Origin of the sequence: Mesorhizobium sp. Pch-S, from assembly GCF_004136315.1 — a bacterium.
Classification (GTDB): Bacteria; Pseudomonadota; Alphaproteobacteria; order Rhizobiales; family Rhizobiaceae; genus Mesorhizobium.
This window is the reverse complement of record NZ_CP029562.1, coordinates 2,631,504-2,653,010: the sequence shown is the minus strand read 5'-3', so window position 1 is coordinate 2,653,010 and position 21,507 is coordinate 2,631,504. Positions and strand designations below refer to the sequence as shown.

The following is a 21,507-nucleotide window of genomic DNA, read 5'->3' as shown; positions in this document are numbered from 1 at the left end:
AGAAAATCGTTTTGGAAAAGTCATTTAGTCTGACGAATAGTTGTGTCGCAGCCTTTAAACGATTGAACTTCCTCGCGACTGCGAATGCCACCACCCGACTGGCCTATCGGATGCTGCCCGAAAGGATCAGCGCCTGCAGGCTACAGGGGTAGCATTGGCTTTCATGACCAGCGCCTCACGCCCATCGATCACGATTGCGTCATGGTCGATGCCGAATCGGCTGTTCTGGCCGGCCGGCGCGGCGGGCAGTTCCTCGTTGACACCATCCGAGCCGACAACGCGGATCGCCGTGCCGATGTTCTCGACCGTCATGCGGCCGCCGTCGGCGCAGTTGTAGGTCGCCATGCGCGGCTGCGGCGTATCCTTTTCAACCAGGGTAGCCGCGGCCTGCGAATTGGGTGCAGCGGCGGTAGCGGCAGCCGCCAGCTGCCCTTGCGCGGTGTGGGGCTGCAGGCCGGGTTTGCCCGGTTGCGAAACACAGGCTGCGAGCGTCAGAAGCCCCGTGAGGGCGATTCCAGCAAAAACGTGCCGCAGGCTTGCGCTCGGAATGGCGAAAGGAGTTTGAGCGTTGCCACGTTGCCGCCAGGAGCGGAAACGCGCGCAAGTGGGCGTTGCCCGGGAAATTCGGCGTAGCGCCATACGATTCCTCCAGTACGCCAACCTAGTCGCGATCATCCCGGCCGATCAAGTCGCGATATTAACCATGTTAAGCAAAGTCGCACCCCATCCGGCGCTACCCTCTTAACAAAGGTTAAGAAAAGGTTAATTCTGCGAATCGAGGAGGCACACTCGTTTCTGGATGGAGGAGCGCGCCATGCATCTGACCCGTGGGATTTGCGCCGGTCTCGTACTAGCAGTGACGACCTTTGGTCAGGCGGTGCCTGCGCTTGCCTGGTCGAGCCAGCATGATCGAGCCTATGCCGATTCCTTCGGCAACCTCGTGATCGACAGTGCGACCGGCTACAAACGCATCCTCGTTGGCGAAGGCGCCATGGCCAGGAAGATGGCCGACTACACCAGCGCCGGCCAGCCCAAGGTTCTCTACATGGATCGCGCGGGCAACTACGCCGACGAACGCGACTGCTATCGGCCGCCGGCCTTCGTGAAGGGCCGCTCCTATATGTACGGCCTTGCTGACGGCGAAATGCCGGAAATCAGTCCCTGCCGTTGAAGCCGTTGCCCAGCGGCTTGCCGTTGGGTTTGCCGACGATGGCGATCGGCCCCGAAGCCACGCGGACCTGGTCGCGGCCACCCTTCTTAGCGCCGTAGAGTGCCTCGTCCGCCCTGCGCATCAGTTCGGAGAGGGTTTCCCCGGAGCGCAGTTCGGCAACGCCGAAGCTTGCCGTGCAGCGATAGGACAGCGGCAGCCCCTTGATCGGCAGGGCACCGAAAGCGCTTCGCGCGCCTTCGGCGAACAACCGCGCCGCGGCAAGATTGGTGCCCGGCAGCATCACGGCGAACTCTTCGCCGCCGAGACGCGCGGCGAGATGGCTTTGCCCGGCAGCGTCGCGCAGGAAACCTGAGAAGGTTTCGATGACACGGTCGCCGCAGGCATGGCCGAAATTGTCGTTGACCAGTTTGAAGTGGTCGAGATCGGCAATCACAAGCGACACCGGCAGGCCCTGACGGGCTCCGTCGCGCAGTGCCGTTTCGGCATGACGTTCGAACCCGCCGCGATTGAGCAGGCCTGACAGCGTGTCGGTCTCCGATTTTGAGGTGGCTTCGGCAAGCACGTCGCGCACCAGGATAACCAGAAGCAGCAGGGCGAGGGCCATCGCGAAAACGGTGCCCAGCGACTGTGAGACCATGGCATAGTTCGTCTGCAGATAGGCCTGCGGGTCGGCGCCCCAGCCGCCCAGCGCGTGGGCGATCAGCGGCTTCGACGCAAACTGCAGCGCGCTCGCCGCAAGAACCACCATCAGGATGATGTCGAGCTTCTCGCGCCGCTGCCGCGACGACCAGACGATCCAGAGTCCGATGAGCTGCGCCGCGGCATAGGGAAACTGGTAGGCCATCATGCGCGGGAAGGAATGCCGGGGCAGGTCCTGCACGAGATAGACGATTATCGACGTGACCAGAAGAAAAGCCGCCATGAACCGCCAGGGCGGCGTTATGCCGTATTTGTTGGCCAGCCCGACGTTGAAGATGAGGGTTGCCACAAGAAATACGGCAAACGCCACCACCACCGGTGGCGTCGCATAGTTGAAAGCGGGGATAGAGAATTCGACGACGAAATAGGCCATGCCAACGGCGTAACCCAGCGCCAGCCAGCGCGCCGCGACGCGGCGCGTGTCGTAGGCAGCAACAGTCATGAAAGCCGCTGCCAGCAGGCCAGCGACGAAAAGGTTGATCGCCAGGATGAAGTTCGCACCGCTCATCGCGACAAATCTATCCGTAGCCTAGGTTCCGGTCGCATCAACTTAATCATTTTAGCAAGTGATGATTGTATCGCTGCGAAACGAAGAACAGGTTAACCGGACGGCGATGCCGTCAGCTTGCGGCCGGCAGATCAACATATCTGGCGATCGGCTGCCTCTGGAACGATATGCGGACGCTGTCACGCCCGTTCTGTTTTGCTTTGTAGAGCGCCTCGTCAGCACGCAACATCAACGGGGCGAGTTCCTCGCCTCCGAAACGGCCGGCGACGCCGAAACTGGCCGTCAGCTTGACACCCGGCGGCACGCCTTCGACTGTTTCCGAGCAGAAGGCCTCGCGCACCGTCTCGGCAAAGAGGCGTCCGGCAACCAGATCGGTCGACGGCATCAGCACCGCGAACTCCTCGCCGCCGATCCGCCCGACGACCGCGCGCGAACCCGCCGTCTGCAGCCTCGCAGCGAACTCGACGATGACCTGGTCGCCGACGGCATGTCCGAAACGGTCGTTGACCGACTTGAAATGATCCAGATCGGCCAACACCAGTGTCACCGGCGCGCCCGTGCGGGCGCTACGCTCCAGAACGGACGCAGCCTTCTGTTCGAAGCCGCGCCGGTTGAGCAGCTTCGACAGTGCATCGGTCTCGGACTCTGCCTGCAGTTCGTTGATGGTGTCGAGCGCAACGGCAGTCAGCAAGGTAAGCGCTATCAGCAGCGAGAAGACCATCACCGAAAGGCTGGTGGTCAGCCAGTAGGGCGAGTGCATGTATGGCGGACGGCCGGCATCGACGCCGCTCAGCAGCGCGACCAGCAGCGGGCGGATGAAAAAGTCTGCCGCCCTCAGTCCAGCCATCAGGACGATCATGCGGTCGATCACCGAGCGGCGGCTGGATTGGCGCAGCCGCATCATGGCGACGATGCACAGCGCGCCCAACCCGTAGTTCACCGAAAACACCCGCCCGGGAAAGTAAGGTTGCACGAACAGGAACCAGAGCAGGCCGCCCATGCCAGCCGCTATGCACAGGAGTGACGCCGCCCAAGGAACGCGCACGCCCTGACGGCTCGTGACCGCCGCTACGAACAGCAGAAGCGCACCGAAGAACAGAAGATTGGAAATCACCTTCGATACCGCCGGACCGGCGCCAAGATCGAAGGATTGCAGCGCGAAGCCGATCGCCACGGCGAAGTAGCAGACGCACAGTTGCAGCACGTAGCGGTTCTCGCGCCGGAAAGACCACAGCACGAAAAATGCCGTCGACAGAACGATCGACAGCACCGGATTGAGAAGCGATATGAAAAGGTCCTGACTCACCGCCACGCCCGAATGTCCCGCCTGCACACTAGAACCAAGGGACAAACAACGCGTTAAGTAGGGCCGGAGCCTTCAGTTGCCGTTTGCCGTCGCCAGTTCCTCGAGGATGCGCATTGCATCGTCGGCGCGATCGGCCGGCACGAAAAGATGGTCGTGGTAGAAACCCGAGACCGGATTGACCCCCATGCCCGCGGCAGCAAGGCGCGGCAAGATGGCAGCGAGAAAGCCCACGGCCTCCAGCGACGAGTGGATGGAAAGCGTGATCATGCGGCAGGGGAACGTGCCGGACAACCCGACCCGGCCGGCTGCCTCCTCGCTGACGATGCAGGTCCAGCCTTCTTTTTCGCCGAACACCATCAGCGGCGGAACGCCCTCCGGTAAACTTTGGTCGCGCGGAAGCGTGACAAAGACATACGTCTCCGGTTGCAGTTCCGGACGCATCGAGCCGAGCAGCATCTTCAGGTTGGTCTCACCACTCATTGTTTCCTCGCAGGCTGGTTTGGCGGCAAAAAATCAAAACCCCTGTCGGATTTGCGCCGGCTTGTCCGTCCTAGGCGTAACTTCGCAGATGGCCGCGGACAACCCCAGGCCGACGAAGCATCGGAGGGAACAACCATGTCCAGCATCAACGCATCGAACACGAAAACCATCTCGACCCGAGCCCTCTGGGCTGGCCGCATCATGAGCGGTTTGATCGTCCTTTTCATGATATTTGACGGCGTCATCAAATTGCCGCCGCTCGATATCGTCACCCAGACGATGACCGAGATCGGCTGGCCGGCGGATGTCGGCACCGCGCGCCTGCTCGGCATCATCGGCCTGGTTGCCACCGCGCTCTACGCCTGGCCACGCACCTCCTTCCTCGGTGCCATCCTGCTTACCGCCTATTTCGGCGGCGCAATCGCTACCCACGTCAGGATCGGCAATCCGCTGTTCTCGCACACCTTCTTCGGCATCTATCTCGGCCTGCTCTTGTGGGGCGGCCTGTGGCTGCGCGATCCTCGGCTGCGCGCGCTGCTGCCCTTCTCCGGCTAAGGGATGTCATTGTTGGATCGAATCCAATGCTGCGGCGTTGGACACAGGCGGGCGGTATGTCGCTTCGAAAGGAACGATCATGAAGAACGTCTTGATCCTGGCAGCTTTGTTGCTGCCCCTTGCCGCCTGTTCGCAGACGGAAAAGGGCGCAGCAATCGGCGGACTGGGGGGCGCCGCAGTGGGTGCCGCCGTCGCAGGTAATCCAGTCGAGGGTGCCGTCATCGGCGGCGCTGTCGGTACTGTGGCAGGCGCCTTGATCGGCAATGCCAGCGAGCGTGGCAAGTGCCGCTACCGCGACCGCTATGGACGCGTCTTCGTCGATCGCTGTCCAGATCGCGGCGGCCGTTACTACAACGACGATCCCGACTATCGCTCTCGCCCCGGATACTGACGGGCATCCGCGGCACGGTGCCTGAAGCGGCGGTCGCGACGCATCCTGTCGCGGCCGTATGTTGCTAGCAGCCCCTTCCCATTCTATGCCCAGGCTGTCCGCCGAGACGGACGCTTTCGAAGGGTGAGGGCAAGAGTGGGATTGTCATGATCGTGCGGCCAAAACCGGGGCTCTGGCAGCTCTTCTTCATCATGCGCGGATCGATCGTGCCGCGAATTCTCCCGCAGATCCTCGGTTTTGCGGCTTACGCGGCCGCCGTGGTCGCGCTGGTCAGATATTTTGGCATCGAGCTGAGCGGCTTCACCATCGCCCCCTTCGGTCTGCTCGGCGTGACGTTGTCGATCTATCTCGGCTTCCGCAACAACGCTGCCTATGACCGCTGGTGGGAAGCGCGCAAGCTCTGGGGGCAGCTCGTCTATGATGTCCGCAACCTCGCCCGCGCCGTCACCGGCCTCATTTCAGAGCGGCAAGAACAACGTTCGCTGCTGATGGACGTGCTCGCCTTCTGTCATGTGTTGCGCGGACAATTGCGCCGGATCGACAGCACCGCCGACGCGCATCCTTTCATCGGTGAGGCGGCCAACACGCTCACGGTCTTCGCCAATCGGCCGGACGAAATGCTGAGACGCATGGGCAAACGGGTGGCAGCCTTGCGTGAAAACGGCATGATCGACAGCATCGGCTATCGTATCCTCGACGAACGCCTGTCGGCGATCGCAGCCATGCAGGCTGGTTGCGAACGCATCGCCGGCACACCGCTGCCTTTTGCCTATACGTTGCTGCTGCACAGGACGGCTTACATCGTCTGCCTGCTGTTGCCCTTCGGGCTTGCCGCGACCGCCGGCTGGGTAACGCCGCTTTTCACGGCGCTGATCGCTTACACCTTTTTCGGGCTCGACGCCTTGTCGGAAGAACTGGAAGACCCTTTCGGCACGGAAGCCAATGACCTTGCGCTCGACGCGCTTTGCCGGGTCTGCGAGGTCTCCGTATTCGAAGCACTCGGCGAACCGGCGCCGCCGGTGCTCGAAGCTGAAAACTACTTCTATTCGTAACGTCCGGAGCGTTTCCCGTCATACGGAAACGCTCCAACTTTTTGCTTTGCGCAATTCCGGACGGAAAACCGCCACGCACTTTACTTGAATTGTTCTAGGCGACCTTGCTCTCGTCGCTGCGATAGCTGTCGATGATGCGCAAGGCGCCGACGCTGTCTACCGGGGGGCTGAACAGGAAGCCCTGGATTTCGCCGCAACGTTCCTGCCGCAACAGTTCAAGCTGCGCACCCGTCTCGACACCTTCCGCGGTGGTGTCGATGCCGAGATTGGCGCTCAGACCGATGATCGCTCTCACGATCGCCATGGATTCGCGACTGGAACCGATGTCGCGGATAAAGGAGCGATCGATCTTCAGCCGGCTGAACGGGAAGCGTCTGAGATAGCTCATGCTGGAATAGCCGGTACCGAAATCGTCGAGCGCGACACGCACGCCGACATCCTTCAACCGCTCCAGCAGGGCAAGATTGGCCCCCGTGTCGGCAAGCAGAACGGATTCGGTGATCTCGATCTCCAGGCGAGAAGGATCGAGGCCGGATGCCGCAAGCGCCTGGGTGACTGTCTCTGCGAAGCGGCCCTGGCGGAACTGCACCGCCGAAGCATTGACAGCGATGATCAGATCCTGTGGCCAGGCGGCCGCACGCCGGCAGGCTTCCTCCAGCACCCAGCGGCCGATGGCGTCGATCATGCCTGTCTCTTCAGCCAGGGGAATGAATTCTGCCGGCGAGACCATGCCGCGTCTCGGATTGCGCCAGCGTACCAGCGCTTCGAAGCCACGCAGGCCACCGCTGCGCAGCGAGATGATCGGCTGATAGTGCAACTCCAGTTCGCGGTCGAAATCCGCGGCGCGCAGTTCCAGTTCCAGTTCGCGGCGCTCCCGCATTTCGGCATCCATCTCAGGTTCGAAGAAATGGAACGTCCCCTTGCCCTCGCGCTTCGAACGATAGAGCGCGAGGTCGGCGCATTTGAGCAGCGTGCCGGCCTCGCGTGCGTCGACGGGCGCGATGGCGGCGCCGAGGCTGGCGCCAATGGAGAGCTTGTGCCCCTCGTAGCCGTGCGGCTGGGCGATCGCCTGGATGATCCGCCCGGCCAGCAGCTGGACGTCGTCCCGGCTCAGGGCACCGCGCAACAGCACTGCGAATTCGTCACCGCCAAGACGGGCGACGAGATCAGTACGGCGTAGCAGCCGGCGGATCCTGTCCGCCGTCTCGATCAGCAGGGAGTCGCCTGCCGCATGACCCAGCGTATCGTTGACCGCCTTGAAATCGTCGAGATCGATCAGGACCAGCGCGAATGGCTGGTGGCCGGCGACCGCCGTCGCCACGGCTTCCTCGATTTCCTGCGAAAAAGTGGTGCGGTTGCCGACGCCGGTCAGCGGATCGTGATGAGCGAGGAAGGAAATGCGCTCTTCCGCCCGCTTGCGTTCCGTCACGTCGACGATTGTCGACAGCGTCGCCGGTTGTCCGCCAACCGTTATCGCGCGTGTGTATTCGATGACGTCCAGCTCGGCTCCGGATGCGGTGCGATGGCGCGCGAAGCGCTCGCCCGAGGAACCAACGCGCGCGGCGGAATTCGGCTCGAGATTGCGAATATCCAGGGCAAGGAACGCGGCTCGATCATGCCCGTAGAGGTGAAGTGCGGCGGCATTCACGTTGAGAAAGACACCGGTTGCGAGATGGCGCACATACATCGGCACCGGGTTGTCGTCGAACAGCGATCGGAACAGCACCTCGCGATTGCGGATCTCACGCACATCGGTCAGCGTGACGGCAAGAAGACCGTCGGTTTCGACAACACCCACCTGCAGGGAGATGGCTTCGCCGGCGAGATCGTATTCGAGCTCCAGCGACGGCACCGCAGGGCCCTGGCTTCGGTTGCGAGACCGTTGATCGAGCAGACGCGCCAGGCATTCAGCCGCGCTTACCTCGGACAACAGGCGCAGGCGCATGTTTTCCGCCGGTGCGCCAAGCATCCTGGCGGCGGCATTGTTGATGCTGAGCACCTGATAGTCGCGCGGCGCAGTACCAACGCCTTCCAGCGGGCTCAGCGCCAGAATGCCCTCGTCGGTCGAGTTGATGAGCAGACGTGCGAGATCGACCTGGCTTTTGCGCGGCCTTGCGAAGATCAGGAAATATTCGCCTGGCCAGCGACAGGACAGCGGCAGCGCCAGCACCTCCATGGTCGATACCATGCCGTCGATGATCGACCGGCACAGGGTCAGATAGGGTCGCGCAGCCAGACGCGCGAGATCGATGGCATCGTTCACCGCGCGTCGAACCGCAAACGGCAGGACGGAAAGCGAAACCGAGGCTTCCGCGATGTCTGCCAGGCTGCAGAAGCGGGAGCCGGCGCGCAGGATGAAGCCCGCATGGCCCTCCGAAAGCCGAACCACTGCCAGTTCGTCGGCAAAACGACCGACGCTGCCCAGCGCCAACTCTTCATAAGGCGGGAGAACACCGTCGATGCATGCCGCCTGCCAGCGACGCAACATCAGCCGCACGTCCTCGAATTCGGTGTCGATGCGGAACACGCGGTCGGCCTGGCTCGAAGGATTTGACTCGATCGGCTGCTGCTGCCGCGCAAGCTCATCCAGTTCCTTGACCCGCACTGCAATCGACATCATTCCAGCCCGCCATTGCCGCAACGCTTCCACGGCCCGGCATGCACCAGGCTTCACGGCAGAGTCGCATCGATTTTCATGCCGAAGAGATTCCGGCCAGGCATCACGGCATCATGCCCGCGCAACATGTTGGCGTTGCGCGCCATGCCGGCACGTTAGCGGCGGCTTACTTACTTCTTGCTTAAGCCGGGCGTCATATAGCCGTCATACTTCGAAGGGCCGAAACACGCCTCCACGCGGGTCTTTCAGCCACGGGACAACGGCTTCAACCCATCAGGATCGGCCGGATGATGTCCAGATGACGGAAGGTGAAATCGAAGAAGCAGCTGATGCGCGGCGTCTGGCGCAGATCGGCCCGCGTCAGAAGATACCAACCCCGCGCTAGGTCCCGCACCGGAGGAAGAACCTGGACCAGGTCATCGTCCATGTCCGCGATGGCGGTTGGCAGCGGTGCGACGCCGACACCTGATTTCACTGCATGCAGCACGCCGAGCACGCTGTTGTTGCGTGCAGCGATCCTGGCGCCGGGAGCAACGGCAGACAGCCATTTCGCCGCGCGGTGGTTGATGAGCATTCCGTCGAAACCAACAAGCATGTGTTGGCCAAGGTCGTCGACCCGTTCCGGGCGACCATGATGTTGAAGATAACTTTTGCTGGCGTAGACCGCCCATATTGAATCGGCGATCTTGCGGCCGACCAGCGTTTCGTCATCCGGTTCGCCTGAACGCAGCGCCACATCCGCTTCGCCCTTGCCCAGGTCGAGATAGCGGTCACTCATCACGAATTCGATCTTCAAACCCGGATGTTTCTCGTGAAAGAGGTCGAGATAGGACGACCCTGCGAGGCGAGATACCAGCGGCTCGGGACAGGTCAGGCGAATGACCCCGACAAGCTCGTCCCCGTGAGCCCGGATCTGGTTCTGGAGAAACGAGATTTCTGCTTCCACGCGCTCGACGGCCGGAAGCAGCACCTCGGCAAGGCTGGTGAGCCTGTACCCCGTTGCATGTCGGGTGACGAGCGCGAAACCGACCCGCCGCTCGAGCTCGACCAGCCGTCGATGGACCGTGGACTGGTTCACACCCAGGACCCGTGCAGCCGCCAGCGTGCTGCCCTCACGCGCGACGGCAAGCAGATAGCGCAGGTCGTTCCAGTCGAACATCCCGATGTTATGCGCTTCTGCTCGGCGGCTCTGCAAGCTTGCGGCTGCCGCTAAGAGCGGCCCCGCGTTAGCCTTCATTGTGAACAATGGAGGAAGCGATGCACGAGACAATGGCAACCAGGGATGCCATCGCCGGCTTGACCGTCGGCATAACCACCTCGGCACAGACTTCGGGTGCCGCTAAACTGTCGGTCCTGTATCGAGAGGCCACGACCGGCATGCCGACACTGGAGACGCAGGAGATACGGATCTTGCTGGCCAGGCTCGATCCCGGCGATTGCACGCCTCGTCACAGCCACCGCCACCCCGTGACGATCTACATGCTGGAAGGGACATTCACGCTTGAGCTTGAGGACCGTGGACCGGTGGACGTAAGGGCGGGCGAAGTCTTTGTCGAGCCGGCGCACGTCGCCATGACCGGCCGCAATCTGAGCACCGAGACGCCCGCGCGAATGGTGATATTCTACGCCAGCGAGCCGGACACGCCATTTGCCGACCCTGTCGGCTGAACGCAAAACGGCGGGCCTTTCGGCCCGCCGTTTCTCTTCGCTGGAGCGGAAGTTCTTATTCGCTGGCTTCAGCCGGGGCTGCAGCGGCAGCCACGGCGGCAGCGGCGTCTTCCTGCGCCTTCTTCAGCAGGGCGGCGCGTTCCTGCGCCTTCTTGCCCGGCTCGGCCTTGGACGGGTTGTTGCGGGCTTCGCGCTTGGCGATGCCGGCTTCGTCGAAGAAGCGCAGCACGCGGTCGGTCGGCTGCGCGCCGTTGCCGAGCCAATGCTTGGCACGGTCGGCGTCGATCTTGACGCGCTCGCCATCCTTGGGCAGCAGCGGGTTCCAGGCGCCGATCGATTCAATGAAACGACCGTCGCGCGGCGAGCGCGCGTCGGCGACGACGATGTGGTAGTAAGGACGCTTCTTCGAGCCCGCGCGGGCCAGTCTGATCTTCAGTGCCATTTTGTTTCTCCTAAAGCTCTGATTCTCGTTGATCGGATTACGGCTGGATCCAGCCGGTCATGCTTGCGCCGTTTCCGCTGCGATCTGCTCATGATGGCGGATCACTTCGCGGATGACGAAGTTCAGGAATTTTTCTGCGAAATCGGGATCGAGCTGCGCTTCCTTGGCAAGCCGGCGCAACCGCTCGATCTGCTCGGTCTCGCGCTTCGGATCGGCCGGTGGCAAGCCATGCGTGGCCTTCAGCACGCCGACCGCCTTGGTGCAGCGGAAGCGCTCCGCCAGCATATGAACGAGAGCGGCATCGATGTTGTCGATCGAAGCGCGATAGCCGGCGAGCTGGGCGCGGGCGGCTTCCATTGTCTTTTCGTCGCTCATCGCCGCCTCACTTCTTCTTGCCGAGGCCCGGCAAGCCACCCGGACCGCCGAGGCCCGGAAGCTTCAGGCCGCCGGGCAGGCCCGGCAAACCACCACCGCCCAGGCCGGGAAGACCTCCGGGCATCCCACCCGGCAGGCCTTTGCCGAGACCGGCGGCTTCCGCCTGCTTCTGCAGGGCTTCGATCTGCTTGGGGTCCATCTTGGAAAGATCGGGCATGCCACCCATGCCCGGCATCATGCCGCCAAGACCCATCTTGTTGGCCAGCCCGCCCATCAGGCCGCGCATCATGCCGCCGCCTTTGCCCTTGCCGCCCATCGCCTTCATCATGTCGGCCATGCCGCGATGCATCTTCAGGAGCTTGTTGATTTCGGCGGCATCGGTACCGGAACCGGCAGCGATGCGCTTCTTGCGGCTGTGCTTGAGAAGATCGGGGTTTGCCCGCTCGGCCTTGGTCATCGAAGAGATGATGGCGAGCTGGCGGCCGAACATCTTGTCGTCGAGACCGGCTGCCGCCATCTGGTCCTTCATCTTGCCCATGCCGGGCATCAGGCCCATGATACCGCCCATGCCGCCCATTTTCTGCATCTGGCCAAGCTGATCGGCGAGGTCGTTCAGGTCGAACTTGCCGGACTGCATCTTCTTGGCCATCGCCGCGGCCTTTTCCGCGTCGATGGTTTCGGCGGCCTTCTCGACCAGCGAAACGATGTCGCCCATGCCGAGGATGCGGTCGGCGATACGCTTGGGGTGGAATTCCTCCAGCCCGTCCATCTTTTCGCCGGTGCCGATGAGCTTGATCGGCTTGCCGGTGACGGCGCGCATCGACAGCGCGGCGCCGCCGCGGCCGTCGCCGTCCATACGGGTCAGCACCAGACCGGTGATGCCGACGCGGTCGTCGAAATTCTTGGCGAGATTGACGGCATCCTGACCGGTCAGCGAATCGGCCACCAGCAGGATTTCATGCGGGGTCGAAGCCTTCTTGATGTCGGCCATCTCGACCATCAGCGGCTCGTCGATATGCGTGCGGCCGGCGGTGTCGAGGATGACGACGTCATGGCCGCCCAGTTTGGCAGCCTGCACGGCACGCCTGGCGATGTCGACCGGGGTCTGTCCGGCGATGATCGGCAGCGTCGCCACCTTGGTCTGCTCGCCGAGCTGCCGCAGTTGCTCCTGCGCCGCCGGGCGGCGCGTATCGAGCGAGGCCATGAGCACTTTCTTGCCCTGGCGCTCGGTCAGCCGCTTGGCGATCTTGGCGCTGGTCGTCGTTTTGCCGGAGCCCTGCAGACCGACCATCATGACGACGACCGGCGCGGGCGCATTGAGATCGATGGCGACGCCTTCGGCGCCCAGCATCTCGACCAGTTCGTCATGAACGATCTTGACGACCATCTGGCCGGGCTTGATCGCCTTCAGAACCGCTGCACCGACCGCCTTCTCCCGTACCTTGTCGGTGAACGAGCGCACGACTTCCAGTGCGACGTCGGCCTCGAGCAGCGCACGGCGCACTTCGCGCAGCGCGGCCGAGACATCAGCCTCCGACAGCGCGCCACGACCGGTAAGGCCGTTCAGAATTGAGCCAAGTCGCTCTTGCAGCGATTCGAACATGCTTCTTCCTTCGATCCCGGATGCTCAGACCCGAGAGGTAATACGTCCGCACCGATCATCCAAGCAAAGCCCAAAACCAAAAAGCACCCGGGGGCGCACAGCGCTGCCGGGTGTTGGCCTCCGGGATCACTCGACAGCGCACTTTACGGCGCTTGCCTCGTCCCGGTCGGCTTTCGCGAAGACGATCGTCGCGGAAGTTGGCGGCTTTTGACAGGAAAAATGGCCGGGAGTCAAGGGAAACGGCTGAAATCGGTGTTTTCGGCCAGTCAACCGAGATCCGGCGCCACCCGTAGCGGCGAGCGCGGATGCAACAGAAGCAGTGCCGTCAGCAGGCTGGATACGATGCCTATACCCGCGATCAGGACCGCATCGATGCCGGCCCAGCCCGCACCCTCCAGCGACCGCGCCTCGAACAGCGCGAAGCTGGAAAGACTGGCCTGGTGAGAAATCAGCAGGAAACCGAACAGGTTGTTGCCAAAGTGCGCCCCGAAGGCAGCGCCGAGATTGCCGGTCGCATGGACGAGCATCATCAGGACCACCGAGAATACGCCGATGGAGATCAGCCCGGCAACGTTCATTGCAAGGGCTGAATCTCCACTCCAGTGCAGCGCAGTGAAGACCAGTGTCGGCAGCAGCGCCCACACCAGCGGGCTGCGGAACAGTCTGGCCAGCCCGCGCGGCAGATAACCGCGAAACAGCAGTTCCTCCGCCGATGTCTGCACGAACGCCAGCATCGCCACGGGCACCAGGGCCATCAACCAGACAGAAAGACCAATCGAACCACGCTGGATGACGGGATCGAGAGCGTACAGCAGCACCTCCGAAAAGATCGACGTCAGGAAAACGGCAACAAATCCGTTGAGAAAACCGGATCGGGAAATCCTGTGGCTGTTGCCGAAAAGTGCCGAAAGCGGCTCGCGGTGAATCCATCGCATCACCAGCCATGCGCCGGCCCATATGCCGCAGAAGGTAACCAGCGCCGTCAGCACACCGATGGGCGAAGTGAGAAAAGCCTCCATGCCATAGCCATCAGGCTGCAACGAGTCCGGCACCAGGGCAACGAAGCCCCAGCCGATCCTCACCACCGCGAAGGTCGAAAGTGTCCAGACCAGCAAGATGACGATAGTGCCGAAGATGAGACGCAGGAGCGTCATTTTGCCATTCGGGCTCGAACGGTAGCGTTCGAAGGCTGTCGGCTCGGGGATCATGCGGGCTCTTCTCGAATGACCCGCCTGTGCATCGGGCACCGCCATGACTAGAGCGTTTCCGTTTTCACGGAAACGCTCTAGAATTTCTTTTTATGCTATTCCGAACGGAAAACCGTCACACGCTTTTCCTGGAATTGCTCTAGGCGATGCCCGGAAACCTCGCAATCACATCGCAAGGATTAGGTTAAATTTGTCGGATCGAGTCGCCGACAGTCGTTATGATTTACTCGCCGACATAGACGATATGCCTGGACGACGGGCTGACGATGACCGGCTCGCCGTTCACATAGGCATATCGATAATCATAGCCTGGAACCTCGCTCAGCACGACCGTATCGGGCAATGTGGCGCCGGTTCGAACCTCATCCTGGATATAGATCGGATCGACCGCGTTTGTCCTGACGTAGCTGCGCACTTCCATTGGTGGCAGCGGCAGATCCGTATCGTCGTCCTGAACGACCGATCCGGTCGACAGCTCATCGTCCATGACAACGCCCGGCGTCTCGATCACGGTCACGCCTGAATCGACCGGCCGTTCTGTCAGCACCACGCGCCTGCCGGAGAATTCGCTGGTCACGTAGTCCGAATTGATCCAGGCACGGTTGTCGGCATTGCCGACGGCGCACCATTTCGAACCTTGCAGGCAGCCGTCCAGCACCGCGGTCTGGCCTGCTGCCAGAACACCCACCACGGGGTAACGCGAACCGGGCCCGGCGCGCATGTTGAGGTCTCTGTCAGCCGATACGAGCGTATCCGCCCATGCCGCGCCGGACATGGCAACGAGTGTTCCCGCGATCGCAGACAACAGCAATGTCCTCATTGTCTTGCTCCTCTGTCATCGTCCCTCGCACCGCCAACGCCTCCGGCATCCTGACGTTCCCGCTAAAGTTCCGATCGATGCTCACGCTTTGTTCCGGCCTGTCGTTGCAGGTGAGCCGCAGACGCCACCAGATCGACGCTCGAATCGGCGAAATCAGCAAAAAACGCTTGATCGGGACGGGCTTCTGGCCTTTAGCCGGAACACGGCGGGCGCCAGGGAAACGTCGGTGACAAGCTCGATGTTCGCTGGCAAATTCGCCTCGCGAGGTGATTCAGGCAACCAGGAGATGAGAATGGCATTGCGTGCCAAGGGAAAGGTTTTCGCAGCCGCGGCGGCGCTGTTGCTGCTGACCGGCGCCACCCAGGCGGCCGAATGCGGCAAATCCGCCGCGGGATTCGACCAGTGGAAAATGGATTTCGCCCAGGAGGCACAGGCTGCAGGCGTCAAGAGCCGCGGCCTCGCGGCGCTGGAAGGCGCAACATACGCCACGGCGACCATCCGGGCCGACCGGGCGGTCAAGAAGGCCTTCAGCGGTTCCGTTGAGGATTTCATGAAGCGCAGGGGCGCCGCGACGATCATTTCACGCGGCAAGTCCATGAAGAAAGCCAACGCGGCGCTCTTCAACCGGATCGAAAGCACCTATGGCGTGACGCCGGGCGTGCTGCTCGCCATCTGGGGCATGGAAACCGGTTTCGGTGCTGCCATGGGCAAGCAGAACACCGTTTCCGCCATCGTGACCCTCGCCTATGACTGCCGCCGCCCCGAATTCTTCTACCCGCACGCCATCGCCGCGCTCAAGCTCGTCGATCGCGGCGCGCTGACCGCCACTTCGGTGGGCGCGATGCACGGAGAGATCGGCCATACCCAGTTCCTGCCCGGAAATGTCCTGAAATATGGTGTCGGTGGAGCAAATCTGCGCGACAAGGAAACCGCACTTGCCTCGACCGCCAACTTCCTCAAGGGCCACGGCTGGCAGGCCGGGGTCGGCGCCGACGGCAATATGGGAGCGATCGCCGGCTGGAATTCGGCCAGTGTCTACCAGCAGGCAATCGCCCGCATCGCCACGGCCATCGACAACGACTGATGGAAACCGGTTCGAGCCCAGGCTCGAACTTTTCTTGCGAGGGTCGCCAGCACGGCGATCCTCGATTACCGCCCCTTGATGACCTTCCAGATTTCGGTTGAACGGTTCTCCTGGAGCCGATTCAGGTCAGAAAATGTAATTCGTCCGCTGACGAAAGCTCTGACCAGGCGCTGACAAAAAAGCGCGGGTGCGCGTTCTTTCGACACCCCCATGAACCCTCTGATTTCCTCCTTTGTCGAGAGCGGGATCGAAGCATAACTTTTTACGCACCGATCGTTGGCAGCCTTGATCTCCGCTTTGGTCGCAGCTTGCGCTGTTTGACTGCCTGTCAGCACGGCTGTGGCTGCAAGCAACGCGAAAACTTTTCTCTTCATGAAGGCCCCTCAACCGTATGGTCTGAACCTATCGAAGACATTCGAAAGATCAAGCCAACGCGATATCGCGCGATGCGGTCCTGCCGTTGCTGATCTTTCGATTTGCCGGCTGGAGAGCTGCTTCGGAGGCCTGCTATTCAACTTCGATCTTGTAAGAGCACCCGGCAAGCACCTTGCCTGGGTGTGTCTCGACTGTCGAAATATTCAGGCTGATGCGGGTGGCAAACGTCACGCCTTCGGATGTCTCGGTCTTCTCCGAGACGACCTTTTCGCCGAGGAACTTCTGCGGCGCAGAGATCATCGGCTTGATGCCGAGCTTGTTTGCCAGGTCCGGCGCAGTCACCCCGTCGAGCACAGCCATCGGACCACTCGACGTAAACACCAGGGTCTTCGTCTCGGTGCCGAAAGCGGCCAGAGGCTTTTCCAGCTCGTATTGCGACAGGAAAGGGTTGCCGCTGTCGACCTTGCGCCAGCCAAGGCTGTCGGCTGCATTGGTTTCACCAGCCAGCCAGAAAGCGAAGCCGTTGTAGGTCGGCACATCCGCCCGGCATTCGAGCAATGCCGGCAGATCCAGCGCAGCCGGGTCGAAGTCCTGTGCGGCGACGGGCAGAGCCGTCGCCAGCATCAGAAGGCCGGCGACGGAACAACGCGCGCCAGGCATGATCAGCCGCGCTTGTTGCGAGCCGCGAGCGTGCGCAGGCGCAGCGCATTGAGCTTGATGAAGCCGGCAGCGTCCTTCTGGTCATAGGCGCCCTGATCGTCCTCGAAGGTAACCAGCTTGTCGGAATAAAGCGACTTCGGCGATTCACGGCCGATGACCATGACATTGCCCTTATAGAGCTTCAGCGTCACCTCGCCCTCGACGTCCTTCTGGCTGAGGTCGATCGCGGCCTGCAGCATCTGGCGCTCCGGCGAGAACCAGAAGCCGTAGTAGATCAGCTCCGCATAGCGCGGCATCAGCTCGTCCTTGAGGTGGGCCGCGCCGCGGTCGAGCGTGATCGACTCGATGGCGCGATGCGCAGCGAGCAGGATCGTGCCGCCGGGCGTTTCGTACACGCCGCGCGATTTCATGCCGACGAAGCGGTTCTCCACCAGGTCGAGGCGGCCGATGCCGTTGTCGCGGCCGTAGTCGTTGAGCCTGGCGAGCAGCGTCGCCGGCGAAAGGCGTTCGCCATTGATCGAAACCGCATCGCCCTTTTCGAAGCCGACCTTTATGACCGTCGCCTTGTCGGGAGCGGCTTCCGGCGAAATCGTCCGCATATGGACGTATTCGGGCGCCTCGATCGCCGGATCTTCCAGAACCTTGCCTTCCGAGGAAGAGTGCAGCAGGTTCGCGTCGACCGAGAACGGCGCCTCACCCTTCTTGTCCTTGGCGACCGGGATCTGGTGCTGCTCGGCGAACTCGAGCAGGTGCGTGCGGCTCTTGAACGACCAGTCGCGCCACGGCGCGATGATCTTTATGTCCGGGTTCAGCGCATAGGCCGACAGCTCGAAACGAACCTGATCGTTGCCCTTGCCGGTCGCGCCATGCGCAATGGCGTCAGCGCCGGTCTTTTCGGCGATCTCGATCAGATGCTTGGAGATCAGCGGACGGGCGATCGAAGTGCCGAGCAGATAGACCCCCTCATAGACCGCGTTGGCGCGGAACATCGGGAAGACGAAATCTCGCACGAATTCCTCGCGCACGTCCTCGACGAAGATCTCCTTGATGCCGAGCATTTCGGCCTTGCGGCGCGCCGGCTCCAGTTCCTCGCCCTGGCCAAGGTCAGCGGTGAAGGTAACGACCTCCGCACCGAGTTCGGTTTGCAGCCACTTCAGGATGATCGATGTATCGAGGCCGCCCGAATAGGCGAGCACCACCTTCTTCACGTCTTTGAATTTGGACATCTTGGAGGGCAACCTTCCTACATTGGCCAGAACCGCTTTTTCGGCGCCACTATTAGAGCAATTCCGGGAAAAGTGTGTAGCGGTTTTCCGTCCGGAATTGCGTAAGAACAAAAGATTAGAGCGTTTCCGCGTTTCCGTGAAAAACGGAAACGCTCTAATGCAGTTCCAATCCCGGGGGAAGCGGCCAACTGCGCCAAATTGTCCGGCAACGACGATGCTGGACCAGGCATCCGGCAGGACATTTGGCATTCCTGATGGAAACACTTCCTTGACCCTACTCTTCGACCAGGCAGGGAACTCGCCTCGAACACCGCTGGGTTAAACCTGCTTTCACGATTCAACCGCTAGTCGGTCTCAGCTTTCTCGATCGTCTCGCTTCAAAGGTCGGCTGAATCCGATGCGCGTCATCTCCTGCATCGCCATGGAACACAATCTGTGGCTCGTCCTGCTCGCGGCATTCGTTTGCGTTACAGGCTGCTGGGTCACCTCCGGTCTTTTCCAACGCGTCAGGAAAACCGAGGGGGTGCAGGCAAAGGGCTGGCTGGTTCTGACCGCCGTCGCCGCCGGCTCATCGATCTGGTGCACGCATTTCGTCGCCATGCTGGCCTATGACCCAGGCGCGCCCATTTTCTTCGAGCCTCTCCTGACCATGGCATCGCTGGTCATTGCCATCATCGGCACAGGTCTCGGTTTTGCCTGGGCTACAGGCAGCCGCCGCTTCGCGGCGGTGACCGGCGGCGCTGTTGTCGGCCTTTCCATTTCGGCCATGCACTATGCTGGCATGGCGGCCTATCACGTAGCCGGCATTGTTGAATGGGATGGCGTCTATGTCGCCGCATCCGTCCTCATCGCAGTTGTCGCAGGGTCCCTGGCGCTGAGGCAGTGGGTCGATGGGCAGAGCCCGAAGGCATTTCTCATCGGCACCGCCATCCTGGTGCTGGCCATCGTCGGACTGCATTTCACCGGGATGGCCGCGGTCTCGGTGACGCCGATGTCCTTCGTCACAGGCGGTACCAACCCGAGCGTTCTCGAAGCCATGGCCGTCTCGGTGGCGATTGTCGGACTGTTGATCGCCGGCACCGGTGCCGTCAGCCATCTTATCGACGAGCGGACGCGTTTCGAGAACTACGAGCGCCTCCAGCATCTCGCCCTCAACGACGCGCTGACCGGCTTGCCGAACCGGACGAGCTTCAATGACTGCCTGGCTCACGAGATCGAGCGGGCGCGCGAGAACGAGGGCACGAGAGTCGCCGTGATCGGCATCGATCTCGATCGCTTCAAGGAGATCAACGACATGCGCGGGCATGCCGCCGGCGACCAGGCGCTGAAAACCGTGTCTCGTCGCATGACGCGCCTGTTGAAGGATGGCGAGTTCGCGGCTCGTCTGGGCGGCGACGAGTTTGCAGCGATCAAACGGTTTTCGGAACAGGGCGACCTGCTCGATTTTGTTGCAAGACTGGAAAAGGCGCTGTTTCAGCCGCTGCGTTTCGACGATTTCGAGATCGTCACCGGGGCCAGCATCGGCGTTGCCGTCTATCCGCTCGACGGCGAGGACTGCGAGCGCCTGGTGAGCAATGCCGACCTTGCCATGTACCGTGCCAAGGCGGATGTGCAGCAGGTGGTGTGTTTCTACGAATCGGCCATGGATGAGGCGGCCCGCGACCGGCGCGCGCTTGCGAACGATCTGCGCCACGCGATCGAGCGTGGCGAACTGGCCCTGCACTACCAGTTGCAAGCCTCCGTGCTGACTGGCGAAGTGACCGGTTATGAGGCGCTCCTGCGCTGGCTTCACCCCGAACGTGGCATGATCCCGCCATCTGAATTCATCCCGATCGCGGAGGAAAACGGTTCGATCCAGGCGATTGGCGAGTGGGTTCTGCGCACCGCATGCCGGCATGCGGCGGGTTGGCACAATGAGCACAAGGTTGCCGTCAACCTGTCGCCGAAACAGCTGTCGCACAACAACCTGCCGAAGCTGATCCACGAGATCCTGCTGGAGACCGGCCTGCCGGCGCGCCGGCTTGAGCTGGAGCTGACCGAGTCGGCGATCATTGCCGACAAGGCACGAACCCTGCACGCGCTGCGTCAGATCAGGGCATTGGGGGTCACCATCGCGATCGACGACTTCGGCACCGGGTATTCCTCGCTCGACACGCTGCGTTCGTTCCCCTTCGACAAGATCAAGCTCGACCGTTCCTTCATGGGTGATATCGAACAGAGCCCGCAGGCCAAGGCCATCGTGCGCGCCGTGCTGGCTTTGGGGCGCAGCCTTGAGATCCCGGTGCTTGCCGAAGGCGTCGAGACAAAAATCCAGCTCTCCATCCTGCAGAAGGAAGGCTGCAACGAAGCGCAGGGGTACCTGCTTGGCAGGCCGCAACCACTGGGCAGGATCATCGAAGCCAAATTCGGTCCGTACATCCCCGAAGAGACTGCTGAAATCACCGTCTCGACACCTCCGGCGCTGAGACGCCTGGGTCGATAGAGACATTCAACTGCCCCTGGAGCAGGGTCGGCTTATCGGCTATGGCTCGGCCTGCCTGCTGCGGGGACCCTGCAAAATGTCGTTTATTCCAGACACCACCACGCTGATCCAGTTCGCCATCGCCACCTTCATCCTGGCGATCACGCCTGGGCCCGACATGACGCTCTTCGTCAGCCGTACCCTGAGCCAGGGCCGCGGCGCCGGCTTCGCTTCGATGGCGGGGGCGCTGTGCGGTACACTGATCCACACGTCGCTGGTGGTGGTCGGCATTTCCGCGCTGATCGTTGCCTCGCCGATGGCGTTCTTCGTCCTGAAGATCTTCGGCGCCGGCTATCTCGTCTTTCTCGCCTGGCAGGCCATCGCCAAGGGTTCGGCTTTCTCCCCCGAGAAGAAGACCGGGCCTAAAGTCTCGCTCACCCGCGCCTGGGCGGCCGGTCTGGGCGTCAACCTGCTCAATCCCAAGATCATCCTGTTCTTCATGACCTTCCTGCCGCAGTTCGTCTCTGCGCACGACCCTCATGCGCCGGGCAAGCTGTTCTTCCTCGGCGCGATGTTCGTGGTGCTGTCCATTCCGGTCACCGCGCCAATGGTGTTCGCCGCGGAAAAATTCTCGGCGGCAATGAAGGCGAGCCCACGCGTGACGCGAGCGGTGGATTATCTGTTCGCCGGCGTGTTCTCGGCCTTCGCGCTCAAGATCCTGACCGCCCAGGCGAAATGATCCGTTTCGTCATGAAGACACAAAGCGGATCGGGCGAATAGGATTCGAACGGCTCGCAGTAGGAATA

General features: G+C 62.0%; 22 protein-coding genes. 8 read left to right on the top strand and 14 right to left on the bottom strand.

What is annotated here, in order from left to right; all coding sequences use genetic code 11:
- Nucleotides 1–126: 126 nt before the first annotated feature.
- Nucleotides 127–639, bottom strand: coding sequence for a hypothetical protein (locus tag C1M53_RS31905; RefSeq protein WP_207213101.1), 513 nt, complete (start codon nt 637–639; stop codon nt 127–129).
- Between the two features lie 175 nt (nt 640–814).
- Between C1M53_RS31905 and C1M53_RS12230 the strand changes: the two genes are divergently transcribed.
- The gene (locus tag C1M53_RS12230) at nt 815–1,171 is read left to right on the top strand and encodes a hypothetical protein (RefSeq protein ID WP_129412493.1); all 357 of its coding nucleotides are present in this window, start codon (nt 815–817) and stop codon (nt 1,169–1,171) included.
- Here C1M53_RS12230 and C1M53_RS12225 read toward each other — a convergent pair.
- From C1M53_RS12225 to C1M53_RS12215, 3 genes are all read right to left on the bottom strand, one after another.
- Complete coding sequence (locus tag C1M53_RS12225) at nt 1,155–2,378, bottom strand: GGDEF domain-containing protein (RefSeq protein ID WP_129412492.1); 1,224 nt, start codon at nt 2,376–2,378, stop codon at nt 1,155–1,157. The two genes, C1M53_RS12230 and C1M53_RS12225, sit on opposite strands and share 17 nt — an antisense overlap.
- Before the next feature lie 112 nt (nt 2,379–2,490).
- Nucleotides 2,491–3,690: a GGDEF domain-containing protein gene (locus tag C1M53_RS12220; protein WP_129412491.1), complete on the bottom strand. Its 1,200-nt coding sequence runs from the start codon at nt 3,688–3,690 to the stop codon at nt 2,491–2,493.
- Between the two features lie 66 nt (nt 3,691–3,756).
- The gene (locus C1M53_RS12215) at nt 3,757–4,164 is read right to left on the bottom strand and encodes an ACT domain-containing protein (protein WP_129412490.1); all 408 of its coding nucleotides are present in this window, start codon (nt 4,162–4,164) and stop codon (nt 3,757–3,759) included.
- Between the two features lie 135 nt (nt 4,165–4,299).
- On the opposite strand from C1M53_RS12215, the gene C1M53_RS12210 reads away from it, so the two are divergent.
- The 3 genes from C1M53_RS12210 to C1M53_RS12200 all read left to right on the top strand — a co-directional run bounded on the left by C1M53_RS12210 (nt 4,300) and on the right by C1M53_RS12200 (nt 6,162).
- Nucleotides 4,300–4,719: a DoxX family protein gene (locus tag C1M53_RS12210; RefSeq protein ID WP_129412489.1), complete on the top strand. Its 420-nt coding sequence runs from the start codon at nt 4,300–4,302 to the stop codon at nt 4,717–4,719.
- 79 nt (nt 4,720–4,798) lie between these two features.
- On the top strand, nt 4,799–5,110 hold the full coding sequence (locus tag C1M53_RS12205) for a YMGG-like glycine zipper-containing protein (protein WP_129412488.1): 312 nt from the start codon (nt 4,799–4,801) through the stop codon (nt 5,108–5,110).
- Between the two features lie 146 nt (nt 5,111–5,256).
- A complete protein-coding gene (locus tag C1M53_RS12200; protein ID WP_129412487.1) occupies nt 5,257–6,162 on the top strand; it encodes a bestrophin family ion channel in 906 nt (301 codons plus the stop codon).
- A 94-nt stretch (nt 6,163–6,256) separates the two neighbouring features.
- On the opposite strand, the gene C1M53_RS12195 is transcribed toward C1M53_RS12200, so the two are convergent.
- The gene (locus C1M53_RS12195) at nt 6,257–8,782 is read right to left on the bottom strand and encodes an EAL domain-containing protein (protein ID WP_129412486.1); all 2,526 of its coding nucleotides are present in this window, start codon (nt 8,780–8,782) and stop codon (nt 6,257–6,259) included.
- A 262-nt stretch (nt 8,783–9,044) separates the two neighbouring features.
- The gene (locus C1M53_RS12190) at nt 9,045–9,938 is read right to left on the bottom strand and encodes a LysR family transcriptional regulator (protein ID WP_165358128.1); all 894 of its coding nucleotides are present in this window, start codon (nt 9,936–9,938) and stop codon (nt 9,045–9,047) included.
- Between the two features lie 98 nt (nt 9,939–10,036).
- On the opposite strand from C1M53_RS12190, the gene C1M53_RS12185 reads away from it, so the two are divergent.
- A complete protein-coding gene (locus C1M53_RS12185; RefSeq protein ID WP_165358127.1) occupies nt 10,037–10,447 on the top strand; it encodes a cupin domain-containing protein in 411 nt (136 codons plus the stop codon).
- Between the two features lie 55 nt (nt 10,448–10,502).
- On the opposite strand, the gene rpsP is transcribed toward C1M53_RS12185, so the two are convergent.
- The 5 genes from rpsP to C1M53_RS12160 all read right to left on the bottom strand — a co-directional run bounded on the left by rpsP (nt 10,503) and on the right by C1M53_RS12160 (nt 14,895).
- Complete coding sequence (gene rpsP, locus C1M53_RS12180) at nt 10,503–10,889, bottom strand: 30S ribosomal protein S16 (RefSeq protein WP_129412483.1); 387 nt, start codon at nt 10,887–10,889, stop codon at nt 10,503–10,505.
- 57 nt (nt 10,890–10,946) lie between these two features.
- Nucleotides 10,947–11,264 (bottom strand): chorismate mutase, encoded by a 318-nt coding sequence (locus C1M53_RS12175; RefSeq protein ID WP_129412482.1) that lies wholly within the window; start codon nt 11,262–11,264, stop codon nt 10,947–10,949.
- Nucleotides 11,265–11,271: 7 nt separating this feature from the next.
- Nucleotides 11,272–12,867, bottom strand: coding sequence for a signal recognition particle protein (gene ffh, locus C1M53_RS12170; protein ID WP_129412481.1), 1,596 nt, complete (start codon nt 12,865–12,867; stop codon nt 11,272–11,274).
- 266 nt (nt 12,868–13,133) lie between these two features.
- The gene (locus tag C1M53_RS12165) at nt 13,134–14,120 is read right to left on the bottom strand and encodes a type II CAAX endopeptidase family protein (protein ID WP_245488530.1); all 987 of its coding nucleotides are present in this window, start codon (nt 14,118–14,120) and stop codon (nt 13,134–13,136) included.
- A 178-nt stretch (nt 14,121–14,298) separates the two neighbouring features.
- On the bottom strand, nt 14,299–14,895 hold the full coding sequence (locus tag C1M53_RS12160) for a DUF1236 domain-containing protein (RefSeq protein ID WP_129412480.1): 597 nt from the start codon (nt 14,893–14,895) through the stop codon (nt 14,299–14,301).
- Nucleotides 14,896–15,187: 292 nt separating this feature from the next.
- On the opposite strand from C1M53_RS12160, the gene C1M53_RS12155 reads away from it, so the two are divergent.
- The gene (locus C1M53_RS12155; RefSeq protein WP_129412479.1) at nt 15,188–15,979 is read left to right on the top strand and encodes a lytic murein transglycosylase; all 792 of its coding nucleotides are present in this window, start codon (nt 15,188–15,190) and stop codon (nt 15,977–15,979) included.
- A 65-nt stretch (nt 15,980–16,044) separates the two neighbouring features.
- Here the strand turns inward: C1M53_RS12155 and C1M53_RS12150 are convergent, their stop codons facing one another.
- From C1M53_RS12150 to C1M53_RS12140, 3 genes are all read right to left on the bottom strand, one after another.
- Nucleotides 16,045–16,353 (bottom strand): hypothetical protein, encoded by a 309-nt coding sequence (locus C1M53_RS12150; protein WP_129412478.1) that lies wholly within the window; start codon nt 16,351–16,353, stop codon nt 16,045–16,047.
- Between the two features lie 133 nt (nt 16,354–16,486).
- Nucleotides 16,487–17,014: a hypothetical protein gene (locus C1M53_RS12145; RefSeq protein ID WP_129412477.1), complete on the bottom strand. Its 528-nt coding sequence runs from the start codon at nt 17,012–17,014 to the stop codon at nt 16,487–16,489.
- 2 nt (nt 17,015–17,016) lie between these two features.
- Complete coding sequence (locus C1M53_RS12140) at nt 17,017–18,240, bottom strand: argininosuccinate synthase (RefSeq protein ID WP_129412476.1); 1,224 nt, start codon at nt 18,238–18,240, stop codon at nt 17,017–17,019.
- A gap of 397 nt (nt 18,241–18,637) precedes the next feature.
- Between C1M53_RS12140 and C1M53_RS12130 the strand changes: the two genes are divergently transcribed.
- Nucleotides 18,638–20,722: a bifunctional diguanylate cyclase/phosphodiesterase gene (locus C1M53_RS12130; RefSeq protein WP_129412474.1), complete on the top strand. Its 2,085-nt coding sequence runs from the start codon at nt 18,638–18,640 to the stop codon at nt 20,720–20,722.
- A 76-nt stretch (nt 20,723–20,798) separates the two neighbouring features.
- Nucleotides 20,799–21,440 (top strand): LysE family translocator, encoded by a 642-nt coding sequence (locus C1M53_RS12125; RefSeq protein WP_129412473.1) that lies wholly within the window; start codon nt 20,799–20,801, stop codon nt 21,438–21,440.
- Nucleotides 21,441–21,507: the final 67 nt, after the last annotated feature.

Excerpts from the sequence above, each read along its gene's own strand:
- C1M53_RS31905 (WP_207213101.1), bottom strand. The coding sequence starts at position 639 with ATGGCGCTACGCCGAATTTCCCGGGCAACGCCCACTTGCGCGCGTTTC.
- C1M53_RS12230 (WP_129412493.1), top strand. The coding sequence starts at position 815 with ATGCATCTGACCCGTGGGATTTGCGCCGGTCTCGTACTAGCAGTGACG.
- C1M53_RS12225 (WP_129412492.1), bottom strand. The coding sequence starts at position 2,378 with ATGAGCGGTGCGAACTTCATCCTGGCGATCAACCTTTTCGTCGCTGGC.
- C1M53_RS12215 (WP_129412490.1), bottom strand. The coding sequence starts at position 4,164 with ATGAGTGGTGAGACCAACCTGAAGATGCTGCTCGGCTCGATGCGTCCG.
- C1M53_RS12210 (WP_129412489.1), top strand. The coding sequence starts at position 4,300 with ATGTCCAGCATCAACGCATCGAACACGAAAACCATCTCGACCCGAGCC.
- C1M53_RS12205 (WP_129412488.1), top strand. The coding sequence starts at position 4,799 with ATGAAGAACGTCTTGATCCTGGCAGCTTTGTTGCTGCCCCTTGCCGCC.
- C1M53_RS12200 (WP_129412487.1), top strand. The coding sequence starts at position 5,257 with ATGATCGTGCGGCCAAAACCGGGGCTCTGGCAGCTCTTCTTCATCATG.
- C1M53_RS12195 (WP_129412486.1), bottom strand. The coding sequence starts at position 8,782 with ATGATGTCGATTGCAGTGCGGGTCAAGGAACTGGATGAGCTTGCGCGG.
- C1M53_RS12190 (WP_165358128.1), bottom strand. The coding sequence starts at position 9,938 with ATGTTCGACTGGAACGACCTGCGCTATCTGCTTGCCGTCGCGCGTGAG.
- C1M53_RS12185 (WP_165358127.1), top strand. The coding sequence starts at position 10,037 with ATGCACGAGACAATGGCAACCAGGGATGCCATCGCCGGCTTGACCGTC.
- rpsP (WP_129412483.1), bottom strand. The coding sequence starts at position 10,889 with ATGGCACTGAAGATCAGACTGGCCCGCGCGGGCTCGAAGAAGCGTCCT.
- C1M53_RS12175 (WP_129412482.1), bottom strand. The coding sequence starts at position 11,264 with ATGAGCGACGAAAAGACAATGGAAGCCGCCCGCGCCCAGCTCGCCGGC.
- ffh (WP_129412481.1), bottom strand. The coding sequence starts at position 12,867 with ATGTTCGAATCGCTGCAAGAGCGACTTGGCTCAATTCTGAACGGCCTT.
- C1M53_RS12165 (WP_245488530.1), bottom strand. The coding sequence starts at position 14,120 with ATGGCGGTGCCCGATGCACAGGCGGGTCATTCGAGAAGAGCCCGCATG.
- C1M53_RS12160 (WP_129412480.1), bottom strand. The coding sequence starts at position 14,895 with ATGAGGACATTGCTGTTGTCTGCGATCGCGGGAACACTCGTTGCCATG.
- C1M53_RS12155 (WP_129412479.1), top strand. The coding sequence starts at position 15,188 with ATGGCATTGCGTGCCAAGGGAAAGGTTTTCGCAGCCGCGGCGGCGCTG.
- C1M53_RS12150 (WP_129412478.1), bottom strand. The coding sequence starts at position 16,353 with ATGAAGAGAAAAGTTTTCGCGTTGCTTGCAGCCACAGCCGTGCTGACA.
- C1M53_RS12145 (WP_129412477.1), bottom strand. The coding sequence starts at position 17,014 with ATGCCTGGCGCGCGTTGTTCCGTCGCCGGCCTTCTGATGCTGGCGACG.
- C1M53_RS12140 (WP_129412476.1), bottom strand. The coding sequence starts at position 18,240 with ATGTCCAAATTCAAAGACGTGAAGAAGGTGGTGCTCGCCTATTCGGGC.
- C1M53_RS12130 (WP_129412474.1), top strand. The coding sequence starts at position 18,638 with ATGCGCGTCATCTCCTGCATCGCCATGGAACACAATCTGTGGCTCGTC.
- C1M53_RS12125 (WP_129412473.1), top strand. The coding sequence starts at position 20,799 with ATGTCGTTTATTCCAGACACCACCACGCTGATCCAGTTCGCCATCGCC.